This window comes from Enterobacter sp. FUJ80071, assembly GCF_038739915.1.
In the GTDB taxonomy this organism is placed as follows: domain Bacteria; phylum Pseudomonadota; class Gammaproteobacteria; order Enterobacterales; family Enterobacteriaceae; genus Enterobacter; species Enterobacter kobei.
Window position 1 is genome coordinate 412,293 of sequence record NZ_JBBXKH010000001.1, and the last position, 19,246, is coordinate 431,538.

Consider the following 19,246-nt stretch of genomic DNA (forward strand, 5'->3'; position numbering starts at 1 on the left):
TTTCTTTTATAAGGAATAAAAATGAATTCAATCATTTGGCTGGCGCTGGCCCTGGTGTTAGTGCTGGAAGGCCTGGGACCGATGCTTTATCCGCGTGCCTGGCGCCGCATGATCGCGACCATGAGCCAACTTCCGGATAATATTTTGCGCCGTTTCGGCGGTGGACTTGTGGTTGCTGGCATCGTGATCTACTACATGTTGAGGAAAACGATTGGCTGATCAAAAAGTGGTCGGATTTGGCGTATTTTGAGGTCAAAAAGTGCTGTATATCTGAAAAAGCGATGGTAGAATCCATTTTTAAGCAAACGGTGATTTTGAAAAAAATGGGTAACAACGTCGTCGTACTGGGCACCCAATGGGGTGACGAAGGTAAAGGGAAGATTGTTGATCTTCTGACTGAACGGGCTAAATATGTTGTACGCTACCAGGGCGGTCACAACGCAGGCCATACTCTCGTAATCAACGGTGAAAAAACCGTCCTCCATCTTATTCCATCAGGCATTCTTCGCGAAAACGTCACCAGCATCATCGGTAACGGCGTTGTGCTGTCTCCCGCTGCGCTGATGAAAGAGATGAAGGGTCTGGAAGACCGTGGTATCCCTGTTCGTGAGCGTCTGCTGCTCTCCGAAGCCTGCCCGCTGATCCTGGATTATCACGTGGCTTTGGACGTCGCGCGTGAGAAAGCACGTGGTGCGAAAGCGATCGGTACGACCGGTCGTGGTATCGGCCCGGCTTATGAAGATAAAGTGGCACGTCGCGGTCTGCGCGTGGGCGATCTCTTCGACAAAGCCACCTTCGCTGAAAAACTGAAAGAAGTGATGGAATATCACAACTTCCAGCTGGTGAACTTCTACAAAGCTGACGCTGTTGACTACCAGAAAGTGCTGGATGACGTCATGGCGATTGCAGACATTCTGACCGGTATGGTTGTTGATGTGTCCGATCTGCTGGACCAGGCGCGCAAGCGTGGCGATTTCGTCATGTTCGAAGGTGCGCAGGGTACGCTGCTGGACATCGACCACGGTACCTATCCGTACGTAACCTCTTCTAACACCACCGCAGGTGGCGTGGCGACCGGCTCTGGCCTGGGTCCACGTTATGTGGATTACGTTCTGGGCATCATCAAAGCTTACTCCACGCGTGTGGGGGCAGGTCCATTCCCGACCGAGCTGTTCGATGAAACCGGCGAGTTCCTCTGCAAGCAGGGTAACGAGTTTGGCGCGACCACCGGTCGTCGTCGTCGTACCGGCTGGCTGGACGCGGTTGCTGTGCGTCGTGCCGTGCAGATCAACTCCCTGTCTGGCTTCTGCCTGACCAAGCTGGACGTGCTGGACGGCCTGAAAGAAGTGAAAATCTGCGTCGGCTACCGTATGCCAGACGGCCGTGAAGTGACCACGACTCCGCTGGCCGCTGATGACTGGGAAGGCATTGAGCCAATTTACGAAACCATGCCGGGCTGGTCTGAGACCACTTTCGGTGTGAAAGAGCGTAGTGGCCTGCCGCAGGCGGCGCTGGATTACATCAAGCGTATTGAAGAACTGACCGAAGTGCCGATCGATATTATTTCTACCGGCCCGGATCGTACTGAAACGATGATCCTGCGCGACCCGTTCGACGCATAATCTTCGTGAATGCTGGCCTGCGGGGAAACTCGTAGGCCGGATAAGCGTAGCGCCATCCGGCGACCGCTCCTGGATCTCCGCTTTTTCGCCCCGTCTGTCAAATAAATTAGCCGCTATCTATCTGGCTGGTTTATCATCATTAATGAATATCTCTGCGGTTTGACCGCGTTTTCCCTTTTTCCTGAGGTTGATGTGCAGTTAACAAGTTTCACCGATTACGGCTTACGTGCGCTGATTTACATGGCGTCGTTACCCGATGGGAAGATGACCAGTATCTCTGAAGTGACGGAGGTATACGGCGTATCTCGTAATCATATGGTCAAAATAATCAATCAACTTAGTCGTGCCGGATACGTTGCTGCCGTCCGCGGGAAGAATGGGGGGATCCGTCTCGGTAAACCGGCGCAGAGTATTCGCATCGGGGATGTGGTACGCGAACTGGAGCCCTTGTCTCTGGTGAACTGCAGCAGTGAGTTTTGCCACATTACACCCGCTTGCCGCCTGAAACAGGCGCTTTCTAAGGCTGTGCAAAGTTTTCTCAAGGAACTGGATAACTACACGCTGGCCGATTTGGTTGAAGAGAATCAACCGCTTTATAAATTATTGCTGGTGGAATGAAGAAAATTTCCACCGGAGCTGACAACGGAGGAACCGACATGTCACAAGATCCTTTCCAGGAACGCGAAGCCGAAAAATACGCGAATCCTATCCCCAGCCGCGAGTTCATCATTGAACACTTAACAAAACGCGAAAAACCCGCCAATCGTGAAGAACTTGCCGTTGAATTAAATATTGAAGGTGAAGAGCAAATTGAAGCCCTTCGCCGTCGCCTGCGTGCCATGGAGCGCGACGGGCAACTGGTCTTTACCCGCCGCCAGTGCTACGCGCTGCCTGAACGCCTCGACTTGCTGAAAGGCACCGTGATTGGGCACCGTGATGGCTTTGGCTTCCTGCGCGTGGAAGGCCGCAAAGATGACCTGTATCTGTCATCTGAACAAATGAAAATGTGTATCCACGGCGACCAGATCCTGGCGCAGCCGCTGGGTGCTGACCGTAAAGGTCGCCGGGAAGCGCGCGTGGTGCGCGTACTGGTGCCAAAAACCAGCCAGATTGTTGGCCGTTACTTCACTGATGCGGGTGTGGGCTTTGTGGTGCCGGACGACAGCCGTCTGAGCTTTGACATCCTGATCCCGCCTGAAGAGGTGATGGGCGCACGCATGGGCTTTGTGGTTGTGGTAGAACTCACTCAGCGCCCAACGCGTCGCACCAAAGCGGTTGGTAAAATCGTGGAAGTCCTGGGCGATAACATGGGCACTGGCATGGCCGTTGATATGGCATTGCGCACCCATGAGATCCCCTACATCTGGCCGAAAGCGGTTGAAGATCAGATCGAAAGTCTGCGTGAAGAAGTGCCGGAAGAGTCCAAAGTGGGCCGCGTGGATCTGCGCTCCCTGCCGCTGGTCACCATTGATGGCGAAGATGCCCGCGACTTCGATGATGCCGTTTACTGTGAGAAAAAACGCGGTGGCGGATGGCGTCTGTGGGTGGCGATTGCGGACGTGAGCTACTATGTGCGCCCGCACACCCCGCTGGATAACGAAGCGCGCAGCCGTGGTACCTCGGTGTATTTCCCCTCTCAGGTAATACCGATGCTGCCGGAAGTGCTCTCTAACGGCCTGTGCTCCCTGAACCCGCAGGTTGATCGCCTCTGTATGGTGTGTGAGATGACCATCTCCACCAAAGGGCGCTTAACCGGCTACAAGTTCTATGAAGCGGTCATGAGTTCCCATGCGCGTCTGACCTATACCAAGGTCTGGCATATGCTGCAGGGCGACCAGGATCTGCGCGAACAATACGCGCCGCTGGTCAAGCATATTGAAGAACTGCATAACCTCTACAAAACGCTGGATCAGGCACGCGAAGAGCGCGGCGGGATCTCGTTCGAGAGCGAAGAAGCGAAGTTTATCTTCAACGCAGAGCGTCGCATTGAGCGTATCGAGCAGACCCAGCGTAATGATGCGCACAAGCTGATCGAAGAGTGTATGATCCTGGCGAACATCTCGGCAGCGCGTTTCGTTGAGAAAGCCAAAGAGCCAGCGCTGTTCCGTATTCACGATAAGCCGTCAACGGAAGCCATCACCGCGTTCCGTTCAGTACTGGCGGAACTGGGTCTGGAGCTGCCTGGCGGCAACAAGCCTGAACCGCGCGATTACGCCGAGCTGCTGGAGTCCATTGGCGACCGTCCTGATGCAGAAATGCTGCAGACGATGCTGTTGCGTTCGATGAAGCAGGCGATTTACGATCCGGAAAACCGGGGACACTTCGGCCTGGCGTTGCAGTCTTACGCGCATTTCACCTCGCCGATCCGTCGCTATCCTGACCTCTCTCTGCACCGCGCGATCAAGTATCTGCTGGCGCAGGAGCAGGGCCATAAAGGGAACACTACCGAAACCGGCGGTTACCACTATTCGATGGAAGAGATGCTGCAGCTCGGTCAGCACTGTTCCATGACCGAGCGTCGTGCTGATGAAGCCACGCGCGACGTAGCGGACTGGCTGAAGTGTGACTTTATGCTGGACCAGGTGGGCAACGTCTTTAAAGGCGTGATTGCCAGCGTGACCGGCTTTGGTTTCTTCGTGCGTCTGGACGAGCTATTTATCGACGGTCTGGTGCACGTCTCCAGCCTGGATAACGACTACTACCGCTTCGACCAGGTTGGTCAACGCCTGATTGGCGAATCGGGCGGCCAGACCTACCGTCTGGGCGACCGTGTGGAAGTGAAAGTTGAAGCCGTGAATATGGACGACCGTAAAATCGACTTCAGCCTCATCTCCAGCGAGCGTGCGCCGCGTAACGTCGGTAAAACCGAGCGTGAACGGGCGAAAAAAGGCGGAAACGGTAAACCGGGCGGCGGTAAACGTCGTCAGGCGGGTAAGAAGGTAAACTTCGAGCCAGACAGCGCGTTCCGCGGCGAGAAGAAGCAAAAGCCGAAGGCGGCGAAGAAAGACGCTCGCTCAGCGAAAAAACCTTCTGCGAAGACGCAGAAAATCGCTGCTGCCACCAAAGCAAAACGTGCAGCGAAGAAAAAACAGGCGGAGTAAGTTCCGCCCCTCACCCTGACCCTCTCCCCAGGGGGGAGAGGGGAAAGAACAGTCATAATGAGAACCATCAATGAGTGAAATGATTTACGGCATCCACGCGGTGCAGGCCCTTCTCGAGCGCGCACCGGAGCGTTTTCAGGAAGTGTTTATTCTGAAAGGGCGTGAAGACAAACGTCTGATGCCGCTGATCCACGCGCTGGAAGCGCAGGGCGTGGTGATCCAGCTGGCGAACCGTCAGTACCTGGATGAGAAAAGTGAAGGCGCGGTTCACCAGGGCATTATTGCCCGCGTGAAGCCGGGCCGTCAGTATCAGGAAAACGATCTGCCGGATCTTATTGCCGCACTGGATAACCCGTTCTTCCTGATCCTTGATGGCGTAACCGATCCGCACAATCTCGGCGCATGCCTGCGTAGCGCGGATGCGGCAGGTGTGCATGCTGTTATTGTACCGAAAGATCGCTCCGCGCAGCTTAACGCGACGGCGAAGAAAGTGGCCTGCGGCGCAGCGGAAAACGTTCCGCTGATCCGCGTAACCAACCTGGCGCGTACCATGCGTCTGCTGCAGGAAGAGAATATCTGGATCGTCGGTACCGCGGGTGAGGCAGATCATACCCTGTACCAGAGCAAAATGACCGGACGTCTGGCACTGGTGATGGGTGCGGAAGGTGAAGGTATGCGCCGTCTGACGCGCGAGCACTGCGACGAGCTGATCAGCATCCCGATGGCGGGCAGCGTGTCATCCCTGAACGTGTCTGTGGCGACGGGCATCTGCCTGTTTGAAGTTGTGCGTCAGCGTAGCTGATTTTCTCCCGATGGCGCTTCGCTTACCGGGCCTGCGTTTTTGTAGGCCGGGTAAGGTGAAGCCGCCACCCGGCAAAACAACCTCACTCCTCTAACGACCGCAAATGGTCATCCTTTCGCAGCGTCATCAGCGCGAAAATACTCACCACCGCCGTTGCCATCACATAATATGCCGGAATATCCAGGTTGCCCGTCTCTTTAATTAATCCGGTAATAATCAGTCCCGCACAGCCCGAGAAGATCGCGTTTGACAGGGAATACGCCAGCCCCAGGCCGGTATAACGCACGCGCGTCGGGAACATTTCAGACAGCATTGCCGGCCCCGGTCCTGCCAGCATCCCCACCAGTCCGCCCGCAATTAGCACCACCATCGCTTTAACGGCCAGCGTGGCGGACTCAGCCTGCAACATTTTCAGCAGCGGCAGGGCGAGTATCAGCAGCAGGGCGGTGGCAATCATCATCACCGTGCGGCGGCCAATCTTGTCGCTCAGGATCCCCGAGGGGATGATGGTCAGCGCAAAGCCGATATTCGAAATCACCGCAATCAGCAGCGCCTGATTAAACCCGGTGTGTAGCGCCGACTGGAGATAGGTGGGCATAATCACCAGGTAGGTATACCCCGCCGCCGACCAGACCATGACCCGGCAAATGCCCATCAGAATCGTTTTGAGCGTGGCGGAGGTGCTGGCCTGAGCCACAACCGGTTTTTCCTTCTGCTGCACAAAGCTCGGCGTCTCTTCCATACTCACACGCAGCCATAGCGCGACAGCCCCCATCGGCAGCGCAAGGAAGAATGGAATACGCCAGCCCCAGTCATGTAATGCCTCAGGCGTGAGAAGGGCGGAGAGCAGTGCCACAATCCCCGCGCCCGCTAGCAGCCCGAGCGCCACGGTAAAGGACTGCCACGCGCCATACAGACCGCGCTTGCCGCGTGGAGCGAACTCTGTCATCAACGAAACTGCACCACCGTACTCTCCGCCTGCGAACAATCCCTGCAAAATGCGCAGCAGCGTAACGATCAGCGGTGCGGCAATGCCTATGCTGGCGTAGACGGGCACAAGACCAATGGCTGTGGTGGCGAGCGTCATCAGTACCAGCACAATGATCAGCGTCGGTTTCCGGCCAATCCTGTCGCCGATGCGGCCAAATACCACCGCACCCAGGGGACGGAAGAAGAACGCGATAGCAAACGAGGCCCAGGTGAGGATCAGGCTGGTCAGTCCCGCTTCTCCCTCGAGCTGGAAGAAGTTCCTGGCAATCACGGTCGCCATAAAACCGTAGACCGCAAACTCATACCACTCGATGAAGTTACCAATGGAGCCTGCAATTAATGCTCGCTTGTGCGCATCCGGTTGCATAACGATCCTCACTGAAAGGGGTAAGAATAAATTATTCAACAAAAGCGAAGTGATGAAATAGTTTATTCTTATGTTCTGTGAGCTATTTCACGAATGATATCAGCGGGATCGCCAGCTTGTGACCCCCCTCCCATGCAGCGTGCACGCGGCCTGTCCATACTTATCCTCATTGCCACTGAAGGAGGGAGACAGCATGCACTGGCAGACCCATACCGTTTTCAATCAACCGGCACCGCTTTCAAACAGCAACCTTTTCCTCTCCGACTGCGCCCTGCGTGACGCGGTTTCCCGCGAGGGGGCCGAGTGGGATAGCGAGCTGCTCGCCAGTATCGGGCAGCAGTTAGGGACCGCAGAGTCGCTGGAGCTGGGCAGGCTGGCCAACGTCAACCCACCGGAGCTGTTACGCTACGACGCCACCGGAGAGCGGCTGGACGATATTCGCTTTCACCCCGCCTGGCACCTCCTGATGCAGGGGCTCTGTGCCAACCGGGTACATAACCTGGCGTGGGAAGAGGAGGCGCGAAGAGGTTCCTTTGTGGCCAGAGCGGCACGGTTTGTTTTGCATGCGCAGGTTGAAGCCGGCACGCTTTGCCCCGTCACCATGACCTTCGCCGCCACGCCGCTGTTGCAACAGTCGCTACCTAAACCGTTTCATGCATGGTTAACGCCGCTGATGAGCGATCGCTACGATCCCCATCTCGTGCCGGGTGGGCAAAAACGCGGGTTGCTGATCGGCATGGGGATGACGGAAAAGCAGGGGGGATCCGATGTCCTGAGCAACACCACCAAAGCGGAAAAATGCAGCGACGGTAGCTACCGTCTGGTAGGCCATAAATGGTTTTTCTCCGTCCCGCAGAGTGATGCGCATCTGGTGCTGGCTCAGGCAAAAGGTGGCTTATCCTGCTTTTTTGTCCCGCGCTTTTTACCTGACGGACAACGTAACGCCGTACGGCTGGAGCGCCTGAAGGACAAGCTCGGGAACCGCTCCAACGCGAGCAGCGAGGCGGAGTTTCTTGATGCCTCCGGCTGGCTGCTGGGGGAAGAAGGGGAAGGGGTACGGCAGATCCTCAAAATGGGCGGTCTGACGCGCTTCGACTGCGCGCTGGGCAGCCATGGTTTAATGCGCCGGGCGCTGTCTGTGGCGTTGTACCACGCTCATCAGCGGCAAACCTTCGGTAAAAATCTCATCGATCAGCCGTTAATGCGTGAGGTCTTAAGCCGCATGGCGCTGATGCTGGAGGGGCAAACGGCACTGCTGTTCCGTCTCGCCCGCGCGTGGGATAAACGCGTGGATCCGCAAGAGGCGGCCTGGGCACGGCTGTTTACGCCGGCCGCGAAATTTAGCGTCTGCAAAGCGGGTATCCCGTTTGTGGCAGAGGCGATGGAGGTGCTGGGCGGCGTAGGGTACTGCGAGGAGAGTGAGCTTCCCCGCCTGTATCGCGAAATGCCGGTGAACAGTATCTGGGAAGGCTCAGGCAATATCATGTGCCTGGACGTGCTGCGCGTGCTGACGAAGCAGCCCGGGATCCACGACCTGCTGGCCGATGAGTTTGCGCAGGTCAAAGGGCAGGACAGACACTTTGACCGTAGCTGGCGCCAGCTTCAGCAAAAGCTGCGTAAACCACAGGAGGCGCAGGGGCGGGAGATCGCGCAGCAGCTTTTCTTGCTGGGGGCCGGGAGCCAGATGCTGCGGCACGCATCGCCGCCCGTGGCGCAGGCGTGGTGCCGCATGATGCTGGATACCCGTGGCGGTACGCTGATGAGCGAGCAGGTGCAAAGCGATTTGCTGCTGCGCGCCACGGGCAGGGTTGGCTAGCGTTTAAGCTGGAACAGACTGACCAGTTGGGTAAGGTGTAAACCTTTCTCGCGCAGCGTGTGTGCGGTTTGTTCGCTACGCGAGACGCGATCGGCGTTGATGTGTGACGCTTCACCAATGTGGGTCATGGCGAGATTCACCTGGCCAATCCCCGCGGATTGCTCGCGCGATGCATGGTTAATTTCGGTGACCAGCTGGCTGATGTTATCGATATGAACGATGATGGAATCCATAGCCAGACGCGTCTGTTCAGACAGCGCGTGACCTTCGCTCACTTTTCTCAGCGTATCGCCAATCAGCTGTTCTATCTCTTTCACCGCGTTGGCGCTCCGGCCCGCCAGCGCGCGAACTTCCTGGGCAACCACCGCAAAACCTTTTCCGTGCTCGCCTGCACGTGCCGCTTCTACCGCCGCATTCAGCGCCAGAATATTGGTCTGAAACGCGATGGACTCAATCACGCGGGTAATATCTTCGATACGTTTTGACGCTTCGCGAATGTCATCCATCGTGGCAACCGCATGGGTTACCGTTTCACCCCCCTCGTGAACCGCGCGTGAGGTTTCTCCCACCAGTTGCTGCGTTTGCTCCATGTTGGCGGCATTTTGCTGTACGGTCGCGGCCAGTTGCTCCATGCTGGCTGAGGTCTCCTCCACGCTGCTGGCCTGCTTGTTGATCTGCTCTGAGATCTCGCCGGTATCGGAGGCCAGCGCGTTAGTCCCCGTCTGGATCTCACCTGCAGCCTCGCGAACCTGCAGAACAATTTTTTGCAGCCCGCCGCCAATGCCGTTAATGGCGTCAATCAGCTGTCCGACCTCGTCCCGGCGCGTCACGGGCAGGCTGGAGCGAAGATCGCCGTCGGCATACTGCCGTGCAAGCTGGATCACGTTGCGCAGCGGTTGCGTCAGCATACGGCGAATAAGGACAACGAACAGGCCTGCAAAGAGGACCGACAAGACCACACCGGCCAGCAGGAAGCGATCGCGCATGGCAGTGACGCTTGAAAGCAGCACTGACTTATCCACTTCGCCCACGATAGTCCAGTTCCAGCCGGGTAGCGGGGTATAGGCCATTTTCAGCGTCCGTCCGTCGTCACTTACGCGCTCCAGGGTGCCGGGTTTATCACCCAGAAGCTGCTGTTGTGTCGCGCTGTCCCACTTCGGCAGTTGTCCCTCTTCCGTGTTGTGGAACAGGTATTGCCCGCGTGTTTTGCCGTTGCTGCGATCCAGCACGAAGAAGTGACCGCTCTCGCCCAGGCGGCGGTTGAGGATTTTCTCGCGCATGACGTTCCAGGAGTGGCTAATGTCCACCCCGACAAAGACGATCGCAATGACCTGACCTTCGGCGTTTTTCACCGGCTGGTACTGGGTGATATAGCGTTTGCCAAACAGCAGCGCCAGGCCACGGTAGACATCACCTTTATTGGCGGCGGCAAAGGCTGGGCTGGAGGTATCCAGAACGGTCCCCATTGCCCGCTCGCCATTCTCTTTACGCAGGGAGGTGGCGACGCGAATAAAGTCGTTACCGCTGCGAACAAATAGCGTGGAGATGGCCCCCGTTCGGTTCAGGAAGTCGTCAGAAAAAGTGGTATTTTCATGGAGTTCCGTTTCCCCGCCTTTCAGCAGAGGAACATTGAGCCCGTTAATTGTCCGGGTCTGAAGCGTATCGACGCTAAATGGCTGGGGCAAAAATGTCGTAAACAGTCTGGTATAGCTTTCGACTTCTTCACTCAGGCTGGTGTTGAACATTTGCACCATATCGACCATACCGGTGGACTGGTTATGCAGGTCTTCTACCGCGAGGGCTTCAAGCTGCTGGCTGGCTTTTTGGCTGAGCAGGAAAGTGAAAAGCAGAAACAGCAAGGCAACACTGACGCCCGTCAGCAGCGATAGCTTTGTCCCGAGGCCCGCACGGCGGAAAAGATTGATCATAAATTGCTCATCATTGAAAAGGTATGGTTCTTCAACGGCAGAGCGGGGATTACGTTTACTGAATTAGTGTAACAAAATGTTATTGAGTTGTTTTTATATGGTTTTGTAAAAGATAAAAAATTTGCAAAAACGAAAAGCCACTAAAAATAAGTGGCTTTTATCAGGAAGGTGCTTAGACGTAGAGAATGGCCTGTACCCGCCAGTGGTCGACATGGTTATCTTCCTGCATCTGGATGATGCGATACCATGAGGCACCCTGTTCATCGGCTTTTAATGCCACGATACGTTCAACATCTTGCGGGCTCCCCGAAATGTTATTGACGGAGATGTGGCCTATTTCATTCAGACCTGTTACGCAATCCGCGCTGGCAAATTCTGCTGACTGCGCGGTGGTGCTCACCAGGCCTGCTGAGAGCAACAGAGAGGTCAAAGCAAGAGTTCGTTTCATCGTCAGCTCCATTTCACATATCTCCGGTATCCGCCGGGCAATCCTTCGCGAATAAACTCCTTTCCATTGACGCGGGCATGGAGTTTATTGTGGACAGGAAAATGTCTATGGACGCAAAGCAGTGTAAATGTCGTTCAAAGGAAAACCATTACTGACGGTATAAAATGGCCTGTGAATACCACTGCCCCGTAATGATGGTTTCATCGACCATGATAATGACGTAATAATCTGCTTTGGCGGCGACGGCTTGTGCCTTTATTGCCTCTTCTGCGTCATCCGGAGAACCGCGAACCAGCGCGGAGACGGTGCCCATTCGTTGTAATCCTTCTGTCTGATTACGACGAATCTCCTGCGGGTGATCGGCAACCGGGGGAGCGGGTTGCGGCGTTCCCTGCAGTGCGCTACAGCCACTGAGAAGAAGCACCAGCAATAAAGCTGCAAACCTGTGCATAACCATATCTCTTTTCCTGATAGCCATAGTGTAGTTGTCTGCGAATTTCGTTTTGGGGGAATGTTCCCGAAGTGTTATCTGGGGCGTAATTTTCGAATGAAAATAGCCTGAAACCGTAACCCAGTTCTCAACATTATGAATCATTCATTCGTACAGGGTCGACAATGATTGAAATTGAAATACGCCGTCTCGGCGACCATGAAATTTTACACGCCACGCCGACGGGGAAACGTGATAAACCGCTGCCAGTTGTGGTTTTTTATCATGGATTTACCTCGTCAAAGCTGGTTTACAGTTATTTTGCGGTGGCGCTGGCGCAGGCCGGTTTTCGTGTCGTCATGCCGGATGCCCCCGATCACGGTGCGCGCTTTACGGGGGATGAACAGGCGCGGCTTGGTCAGTTCTGGCCCATTCTGCACGGCAGTCTGACCGAGTTTTCCGGGCTGCGCGATGCGCTTTATGACGCAGGGCTGGTGGCCGATAACCGGCTGGCGGTTGCCGGGGCCTCGATGGGCGGCATGACGGCGCTGGGGATTATGACGCATCATCCTGAAGTGAGATCCGTCGCCTGTCTGATGGGCTCCGGCTACTTTACGTCGCTGGCGAAGACGCTTTTTCCCCCGCAAGATTTGACGGAAATGACGGCGAAGCTGGCTGACTGGGAAGTGACTCGCGCACTGCCGCGCGTGGCCGATCGTCCGCTTCTGCTGTGGCACGGTGACGCAGATGACGTGGTACCGGCTGACGGCACCTTTCGCCTGCAGCAGGCGCTAAAGCGTGAAGGACTGGACGGCAATCTGACCTGTTTGTGGGAATCGGGCGTCCGCCACCGCATTACGCCAGCGGCGCTGGAGGCCACGGTGGCGTTTTTCCGCCAGCACCTTTAAACCCGCAGGATTTTAACGCCCTGATCTTCCAGTTTCTGGAGGATCTCGGGGTTAGCCCCTTTGCCGGTGATCACCATGTCGATCTGTTCTGCGCGGCTAAACAGCATGCCTGCGCGTTCACCGACTTTACTGCTGTCGACCAGCACGACGAGTTTGCCCACAACGTTCAGCATGTTTTGTTCGGCCATCGCAGTCAGCATATCGGTTTTATATAAACCGTCTGCAGTCAGGCCTTTGCCGCTGGTAAACATCCAGTGCCCGGCGTAAAGACTGTTTTCACTGTCCTGGGGGCTAAGGGTGATGGACTGGCTCTTATTGTACTGGCCGCCCATGATCACCACGCTGTCATGCTCCTGGTCGATAAGATAGTTGGCGAGCGGTAGGTAGTTGGTGATGATCTGCACCGGCTTGCCGCACATCTCGCGGCCCAGCAAAAATGCCGTAGACCCGCAGTTGATGACGACGCTCTCACCCGGGTTCACCAGCTGTGAGGCGGCTCTGGCGATCCGCACCTTTTCATCGTGATTCTGCGCCTGATGGATATTCATTGGCGACCAGCGTGGACGCTGCTGGCTGATGGCTTCTGCACCGTTGCGGACTTTTTTCAGTTTGCCGCTCTCATCCAGCTTGTTAATGTCCCGCCGCGCGGTAGCGGGGGAGATGCCTAAACGTTCGATCACTTTCTCGACGGTGATAAACCCTGTTTGCGCCAGGAGTTCCAGTAAAATTTGATGCCGTTGCGCTTCCGTCATGAGCTATTCCGATAAGAATTGATTTGAAAAGATGATATTTGAAATAGCGTGAAATTACTAAAATAAATATGAAATCGCCAGACTCAGGGTCTGGCGATGTGGCCGGATAATCAGAGGAAGGACTTAAACGGCAAGTCTGGCTCAATAGTAAAGCAATCATCGAAACCGCGTGGGTAGTGGTACTCAAGATTGTCTTTATCCAGCGGCCAGGTGAACTTGCCGCCTACCTGCCAGATAAATGGCTTGAAGCCGTACTTCAGGCGGTCTTTTTTCATCTCCCACAGCACGCGAATTTCCTGCGGATCGGCCTGGAAGTTTGACCAGATGTCGTGGTGGAACGGAATCACGACCTTGGTGTTCAGCGCCTCCGCCATACGCAGCATATCGGCGCTGGTCATCTTGTCGGTAATGCCACGTGGATTCTCGCCGTAGGAGCCCAGCGCCACGTCAATCTGATGCTCATTACCGTGCTTCGCGTAGTAGTTGGAGTAGTGTGAGTCGCCGCTGTGGTACAGGGAACCGCCAGGGGTTTTGAACAGGTAGTTGACGGCGCGCTCGTCCATGCCGTCCGGCAGAACGCCTGCGGCTTTCTGGTCAGCCGGCAGCGTAATCAGTGCGGTACGGTCAAAGGCATCCAGGGCGTGAATTTCAATGTCTTTGATTTTCACCACGTCGCCCGGCTTCATCACGATGCAGCGCTCTTTTGGCACGCCCCAGCCAATCCAGAGATCCACGCAGGTCTGCGGCCCGATAAACGGCACGTCGTCCGCGCAGTTTTGCATTACTGCCGCCGCCACGTTCACGTCAATATGATCGTTGTGATCGTGGGTGGAGAGCACGGCATCGATTTGGCGAATGGCAAAAGGGTCGAGCACAAACGGCGTGGTACGCAGGTTCGGTTGCAGTTTTTCCACGCCGGCCATGCGCTGCATCTGGTGGCCTTTTTTCATCAACGGATTGCCGTGGCTCTGTTTGCCTGTGCCGCACCAGAAATCGACGCAAATATTGGCGCCACCCTCGGATTTCAGCCAGATACCGGTGCAGCCCAGCCACCACATGGCAAAAGTACCAGGAGCAACCTGTTCCTGTTCGATCTCTTCGTTCAGCCAGCTACCCCACTCCGGGAAGGTGCTCAGAATCCATGATTCACGGGTGATGGTGTTCACTTTACTCATCGTTTTGACTCCTGGTTTTAATCAAAAGTAATCATATGGTGATTTGTTGTGATTAACTCTGGCACCATTTGACGTGCTTTGCAATGACAAAAGTGCGTAATTTTAACTGTGCGATATCACAGATACTTCGCTTTATCCCTGTTAGACTATCTGCCATTAATGATTAATTACATGAATTATAAAGAATAATTCATTTTGTTTGTGCGGTAGTGAAAATCATTACTAACACCATGGAAATAATTTGCGTGATACGTCACAAATAATCAAATTCAATCTTGTGGTGATTATTTGTGATTACTGGAGTGATGACACCAACCACACAGGGATTGCCCCTCGTGTTCTCATTTCTGGAGAGAGTTATGGAGATCCTCTACAACGTCTTTACCGTTTTCTTCAATCAGGTAATGACCAATGCCCCGCTGCTGCTGGGTATCGTGACGTGCCTGGGTTACATCCTGCTGCGTAAAAGCGTCAGCGTGATCATCAAAGGCACGATTAAGACCATTATCGGTTTTATGCTGTTGCAGGCGGGGTCAGGCATCCTGACCAGCACGTTTAAGCCAGTCGTCGCCAAAATGGCGGAGGTCTACGGTATAAACGGTGCAATTTCCGATACTTATGCCTCAATGATGGCCACGATTGACCGCATGGGTGACGCCTACAGCTGGGTGGGTTACGCGGTTCTGCTCGCGCTGGCGCTGAACATTATCTACGTGTTGCTGCGTCGCATTACCGGTATTCGCACCATCATGCTTACCGGTCACATCATGTTCCAGCAGGCGGGTCTGATCGCGGTTTCTCTCTATATCTTCGGTTACCCAATGTGGACCACGATTATCTGCACCGCGGTGCTGGTCTCGCTCTATTGGGGCATCACTTCCAACATGATGTACAAGCCGACCCAGGAAGTGACCGACGGCTGTGGCTTCTCCATCGGCCATCAGCAGCAGTTTGCGGCCTGGGTTGCCTATAAAGTTGCGCCATACCTGGGGAAAAAAGAGGAGAGCGTTGAAGACCTCAAGATGCCCGGTTGGCTGAATATCTTCCATGACAACATCGTCTCGACGGCGATTGTGATGACCCTTTTCTTCGGCGCCATTCTGCTCTCCTTTGGCATTGACGTTGTGCAGGCGATGGCGGGCAAAACGCACTGGACGATTTATATCCTGCAGACCGGTTTCTCCTTCGCGGTGGCCATTTTCATCATCACCCAGGGCGTGCGTATGTTCGTCGCCGAGCTCTCTGAAGCCTTCAACGGCATCTCTCAGCGCCTGATCCCGGGAGCCGTTCTGGCAATTGACTGTGCGGCCATCTATAGCTTCGCGCCAAACGCCGTCGTCTGGGGCTTTATGTGGGGCACCATCGGCCAGCTGATTGCGGTGGGTATCCTGGTGGCCTGCGGCTCCTCAATCCTGATTATTCCTGGCTTTATCCCGATGTTCTTCTCCAACGCCACCATCGGCGTCTTTGCTAACCACTTCGGCGGCTGGCGTGCAGCGCTCAAGATCTGCCTGGTGATGGGGATGGTGGAAATCTTCGGTTGCGTGTGGGCGGTCAAGCTCACCGGTATGAGCGCCTGGATGGGCATGGCGGACTGGTCAATCCTGGCGCCGCCGATGATGCAGGGCTTTGCGTCCGTCGGGCTGGTCTTTATGGCCGTCATCATCCTGATTGCACTGGCTTATATGTTCTTCGCTGGCCGTTCGCTGCGAGCAGAAGAAGATGCAGAAAAACAAACAGCAGAAGTTTCTGCTCACTAAGGAGTTTCGATTATGACCGTACGTATCCTGGCTGTGTGTGGCAATGGGCAAGGCAGCTCCATGATCATGAAGATGAAAGTGGACCAGTTTTTAACCCAGTCAAACATCGACCACACGGTAAACAGCTGCGCAGTGGGTGAATACAAAAGTGAGCTGAACGGCGCAGACATCATCATCGCGTCAACTCACATTGCCGGCGAGATTAGCGTGTCGGGCAACAAATATGTGGTGGGCGTGCGCAACATGCTGTCGCCTGCGGATTTCGGACCAAAACTGCTGGAAGTGATCAAAGAACACTTCCCACAAGACGTGAAGTAAGGACCCGACATGAAACTACGAGATTCGCTGGCAGAGAATGACTCCATCCTTTTGCAGGCTGACGCCAGCACCTGGCAGGAAGCGGTGAAGCTGAGCGTGGATCTGCTGGTTAAGGCGGATGTTGTCGAGCCGCGTTATTACCAGGCCATTCTGGATGGCGTGGCGCAGCACGGCCCCTATTTTGTGATTGCCCCGGGGCTGGCTATGCCGCACGGCCGCCCGGAAGAGGGCGTGAAGAAAACCGGCTTTGCGCTGGTCACGCTGAAAACGCCGCTGGTCTTCAACCATGAAGATAACGACCCGGTCGATATCCTGATCACCATGGCGGCTGTCGATGCCAATACCCACCAGGAGGTGGGCATCATGCAGATCGTCAATCTGTTTGATGATGAAGCCAATTTTGACCGTTTACGCGCCTGCCGTACCGCGCAGGAAGTGCTGGATTTAATTGATAACGCCACTGCGGCGGCCGTTTAAGAGGAATTGAACATGTCATTACCAATGTTGCAGGTTGCGCTGGATAACCAGACGCTGTCCGATGCTTATGAAACCACCCGCCTGATCGCCGAAGAGGTAGACATCATTGAAGTGGGTACCATTCTGTGCGTGGGCGAAGGCGTTCGCGCCGTTCGTGACCTGAAGGCGCTCTACCCGCACAAAATCGTACTGGCTGATGCCAAAATCGCTGACGCGGGCAAAATCCTCTCCCGCATGTGTTTTGAAGCCAACGCCGACTGGGTCACCGTGATCTGCTGCGCGGATATCAATACCGCCAAAGGCGCGCTGGACGTGGCAAAAGAGTTTAACGGCGACGTGCAGATTGAACTGACCGGTTTCTGGACCTGGGAGCAGGCACAGGCGTGGCGCGATGCGGGGATCCAGCAGGTGGTGTACCACCGCAGCCGTGATGCGCAAGCCGCTGGCGTGGCGTGGGGCGACGCGGACATCAGCGCGATTAAACGTCTGGCCGAAATGGGCTTCAAAGTGACCGTGACCGGTGGCCTGGCGCTGGAAGATCTGCCGCTGTTCAAGGGTATCCCGATTCACGTCTTTATCGCGGGTCGTAGCATCCGTGACGCGGCGTCTCCGGTGGAAGCAGCGCGTCAGTTCAAACGCTCAATCGCTCAGCTTTGGGGCTAAGGAGCGGGTATGTTGTCAAAACAGGTTCCGCTTGGCATCTATGAAAAGGCACTCCCTGCGGGGGAGTGCTGGCTGGCGCGGTTACAGCTGGCGAAGCAGCTGGGTTTCGATTTTGTCGAAATGTCAGTGGATGAGACGGATGAACGCCTCTCTCGCCTCGACTGGAGCCGCGAGCAGCGTCTGGCGCTGGTGAGCGCCATCGCTGAAACCGGCGTGCGCGTGCCGTCCATGTGCCTGAGCGCTCACCGTCGTTTTCCCCTCGGCAGCGAAGATGATGCCGTGCGGGCGCAGGGGCTGGAGATCATGCGCAAAGCCATTCGCTTTGCTCAGGATGTCGGTATCCGTGTGATCCAGCTGGCGGGTTATGACGTTTACTATCAGGAAGCCAACGATGAAACGCGCCGTCGTTTCCGTGACGGTCTGAAAGAGAGCGTTGAGATGGCAAGCCGCGCGCAGGTTACGCTGGCGATGGAGATCATGGACTACCCGTTAATGAACTCCATCAGCAAGGCACTGGGCTACGCGCACTATCTGAATAACCCGTGGTTCCAGCTCTATCCGGATATCGGCAACCTGTCGGCATGGGATAACGACGTGCAGATGGAGCTGCAGGCGGGCATTGGGCATATCGTGGCGGTGCACGTCAAAGATACCCGTCCAGGCGTGTTTAAAAACGTACCGTTCGGCACCGGGGTGGTGGAGTTCGAACGATGCTTCGAGACGCTCAAGCAGACAGGGTATTGCGGGCCTTACCTGATTGAGATGTGGAGCGAGACGTCTGACGACCCGGCAGCGGAAGTGGCAAACGCCCGGGACTGGGTGCGCGAGCGTATGGCGCGAGCAGGTTTGCTGGAGGTGGAACATGCTTAAGCTTAAACAGCAGGTCTTTGAAGCCAATATGGATTTGCCGCGCTATGGCCTGGTAACGTTCACCTGGGGTAACGTCAGCGCGATTGACCGAGAGCGCGGCCTCATCGTCATTAAACCCAGCGGAGTGGCGTATGAGACCATGAAGGTCGACGATATGGTTGTCGTGGACCTTGAAGGAAACGTCGTAGAGGGACAGTGGCGTCCTTCTTCGGATACTGCTACCCATCTGGCGCTTTATCGACGTTATCCCTCCCTCGGCGGGGTAGTGCATACCCACTCAACCCATGCCACCGCCTGGGCACAGGCTGGGCTTGTCATCCCGGCGCTGGGCACGACGCACGCGGATTACTTCTTCGGGGATATTCCCTGCACGCGCGCGTTAACGCAGGCCGAGGTGGAAGGCGAGTACGAGCTCAACACCGGCAAGGTGATTATCGAAACGCTGGGTGAGTCAGAACCGCTGCATACGCCGGGAATTGTGGTGTACCAGCACGGTCCGTTCTCCTGGGGTAAAGATGCTCACGACGCGGTGCATAATGCTGTGGTGATGGAAGAGGTGGCCAAAATGGCGTGGATTGCCCGCGACATTAATCCACAGCTTCAGGGGATTGATGATTACCTGAAGAACAAGCATTTCATGCGCAAGCACGGCCCGAATGCCTATTACGGTCAGAAGTAAATAAGTGCTCTGGAATACCGAAAAACAGTTGTAACCGGTGGTATTTCAGAGCCATTTACAAAAAAAAGCCCCCGGGCAGGGGGCAACGTAAACTATGGGTATGTTCTCGTTGTTGGCTTTCCTGGTGCTAGCGTTAAAGC

General features: G+C 55.5%; 19 protein-coding genes. 13 read left to right on the forward strand and 6 right to left on the reverse strand.

Annotated features, from left to right (window positions below):
• The first annotated feature begins 21 nt into the window (after positions 1-21).
• The 5 genes from AAER43_RS01935 to rlmB all read left to right on the forward strand — a co-directional run bounded on the left by AAER43_RS01935 (position 22) and on the right by rlmB (position 5,525).
• Positions 22-219 carry a DUF2065 domain-containing protein gene (locus AAER43_RS01935; protein ID WP_050861792.1) on the forward strand — a complete coding sequence of 66 codons (198 nt, stop codon included), beginning with the start codon at positions 22-24 and terminating at the stop codon, positions 217-219.
• Between the two features lie 104 nt (positions 220-323).
• Entirely contained in the window at positions 324-1,622 is a 1,299-nt protein-coding gene (locus tag AAER43_RS01940) for an adenylosuccinate synthase (RefSeq protein ID WP_006178975.1), read from the forward strand.
• A gap of 192 nt (positions 1,623-1,814) precedes the next feature.
• Positions 1,815-2,240 carry a nitric oxide-sensing transcriptional repressor NsrR gene (gene nsrR, locus AAER43_RS01945; protein ID WP_014882230.1) on the forward strand — a complete coding sequence of 142 codons (426 nt, stop codon included), beginning with the start codon at positions 1,815-1,817 and terminating at the stop codon, positions 2,238-2,240.
• A gap of 38 nt (positions 2,241-2,278) precedes the next feature.
• Positions 2,279-4,723, forward strand: a complete 2,445-nt coding sequence (rnr, locus tag AAER43_RS01950; RefSeq protein WP_014882231.1) for a ribonuclease R — start codon at positions 2,279-2,281, stop codon at positions 4,721-4,723.
• A 70-nt stretch (positions 4,724-4,793) separates the two neighbouring features.
• The gene (gene rlmB / locus AAER43_RS01955; protein ID WP_050861793.1) at positions 4,794-5,525 is read left to right on the forward strand and encodes a 23S rRNA (guanosine(2251)-2'-O)-methyltransferase RlmB; all 732 of its coding nucleotides are present in this window, start codon (positions 4,794-4,796) and stop codon (positions 5,523-5,525) included.
• Positions 5,526-5,607: 82 nt separating this feature from the next.
• On the opposite strand, the gene AAER43_RS01960 is transcribed toward rlmB, so the two are convergent.
• Positions 5,608-6,882: an MFS transporter gene (locus tag AAER43_RS01960; protein WP_045134423.1), complete on the reverse strand. Its 1,275-nt coding sequence runs from the start codon at positions 6,880-6,882 to the stop codon at positions 5,608-5,610.
• A gap of 193 nt (positions 6,883-7,075) precedes the next feature.
• Here AAER43_RS01960 and AAER43_RS01965 point away from each other — a divergent pair, with 193 nt between their 5' ends.
• Positions 7,076-8,698, forward strand: coding sequence for an isovaleryl-CoA dehydrogenase (locus AAER43_RS01965; protein WP_045134422.1), 1,623 nt, complete (start codon positions 7,076-7,078; stop codon positions 8,696-8,698).
• Here the strand turns inward: AAER43_RS01965 and AAER43_RS01970 are convergent.
• The 3 genes from AAER43_RS01970 to bsmA form a co-directional block, all read right to left on the reverse strand.
• On the reverse strand, positions 8,695-10,626 hold the full coding sequence (locus tag AAER43_RS01970) for a methyl-accepting chemotaxis protein (protein ID WP_057057663.1): 1,932 nt from the start codon (positions 10,624-10,626) through the stop codon (positions 8,695-8,697). The genes AAER43_RS01965 and AAER43_RS01970 overlap by 4 nt on opposite strands.
• A gap of 172 nt (positions 10,627-10,798) precedes the next feature.
• Complete coding sequence (gene yjfN, locus AAER43_RS01975) at positions 10,799-11,074, reverse strand: DUF1471 family protease activator YjfN (protein WP_014882236.1); 276 nt, start codon at positions 11,072-11,074, stop codon at positions 10,799-10,801.
• A 148-nt stretch (positions 11,075-11,222) separates the two neighbouring features.
• Complete coding sequence (gene bsmA, locus AAER43_RS01980) at positions 11,223-11,552, reverse strand: biofilm peroxide resistance protein BsmA (RefSeq protein WP_014882237.1); 330 nt, start codon at positions 11,550-11,552, stop codon at positions 11,223-11,225.
• A 137-nt stretch (positions 11,553-11,689) separates the two neighbouring features.
• Between bsmA and yjfP the strand changes: the two genes are divergently transcribed.
• Entirely contained in the window at positions 11,690-12,412 is a 723-nt protein-coding gene (yjfP, locus tag AAER43_RS01985) for an esterase (RefSeq protein ID WP_050861795.1), read from the forward strand.
• Here the strand turns inward: yjfP and ulaR are convergent.
• Both ulaR and ulaG read right to left on the reverse strand, forming a co-directional pair.
• On the reverse strand, positions 12,409-13,164 hold the full coding sequence (gene ulaR / locus AAER43_RS01990) for an HTH-type transcriptional regulator UlaR (RefSeq protein ID WP_014882239.1): 756 nt from the start codon (positions 13,162-13,164) through the stop codon (positions 12,409-12,411). The two genes, yjfP and ulaR, sit on opposite strands and share 4 nt — an antisense overlap.
• A gap of 110 nt (positions 13,165-13,274) precedes the next feature.
• Positions 13,275-14,339, reverse strand: coding sequence for an L-ascorbate 6-phosphate lactonase (gene ulaG, locus AAER43_RS01995; protein ID WP_010427455.1), 1,065 nt, complete (start codon positions 14,337-14,339; stop codon positions 13,275-13,277).
• A gap of 359 nt (positions 14,340-14,698) precedes the next feature.
• On the opposite strand from ulaG, the gene ulaA reads away from it, so the two are divergent.
• Genes ulaA through AAER43_RS02025 form a run of 6 tightly spaced genes read left to right on the forward strand, consistent with a single transcriptional unit; the run spans position 14,699 to position 19,106 of the window.
• A complete protein-coding gene (gene ulaA / locus AAER43_RS02000; RefSeq protein WP_014882240.1) occupies positions 14,699-16,099 on the forward strand; it encodes a PTS ascorbate transporter subunit IIC in 1,401 nt (466 codons plus the stop codon).
• Positions 16,100-16,111: 12 nt separating this feature from the next.
• Positions 16,112-16,417 carry a PTS ascorbate transporter subunit IIB gene (gene ulaB, locus AAER43_RS02005; protein WP_003856022.1) on the forward strand — a complete coding sequence of 102 codons (306 nt, stop codon included), beginning with the start codon at positions 16,112-16,114 and terminating at the stop codon, positions 16,415-16,417.
• Positions 16,418-16,426: 9 nt separating this feature from the next.
• Entirely contained in the window at positions 16,427-16,894 is a 468-nt protein-coding gene (ulaC, locus tag AAER43_RS02010) for a PTS ascorbate transporter subunit IIA (RefSeq protein ID WP_014882241.1), read from the forward strand.
• 12 nt (positions 16,895-16,906) lie between these two features.
• Positions 16,907-17,557 (forward strand): 3-keto-L-gulonate-6-phosphate decarboxylase UlaD, encoded by a 651-nt coding sequence (gene ulaD / locus AAER43_RS02015; RefSeq protein WP_032637676.1) that lies wholly within the window; start codon positions 16,907-16,909, stop codon positions 17,555-17,557.
• 9 nt (positions 17,558-17,566) lie between these two features.
• Positions 17,567-18,427, forward strand: coding sequence for an L-ribulose-5-phosphate 3-epimerase (locus tag AAER43_RS02020; protein WP_014882243.1), 861 nt, complete (start codon positions 17,567-17,569; stop codon positions 18,425-18,427).
• Positions 18,420-19,106: an L-ribulose-5-phosphate 4-epimerase gene (locus AAER43_RS02025; RefSeq protein WP_050861799.1), complete on the forward strand. Its 687-nt coding sequence runs from the start codon at positions 18,420-18,422 to the stop codon at positions 19,104-19,106. The genes AAER43_RS02020 and AAER43_RS02025 overlap by 8 nt, the downstream gene beginning before the upstream one ends.
• Positions 19,107-19,246 lie beyond the last annotated feature (140 nt).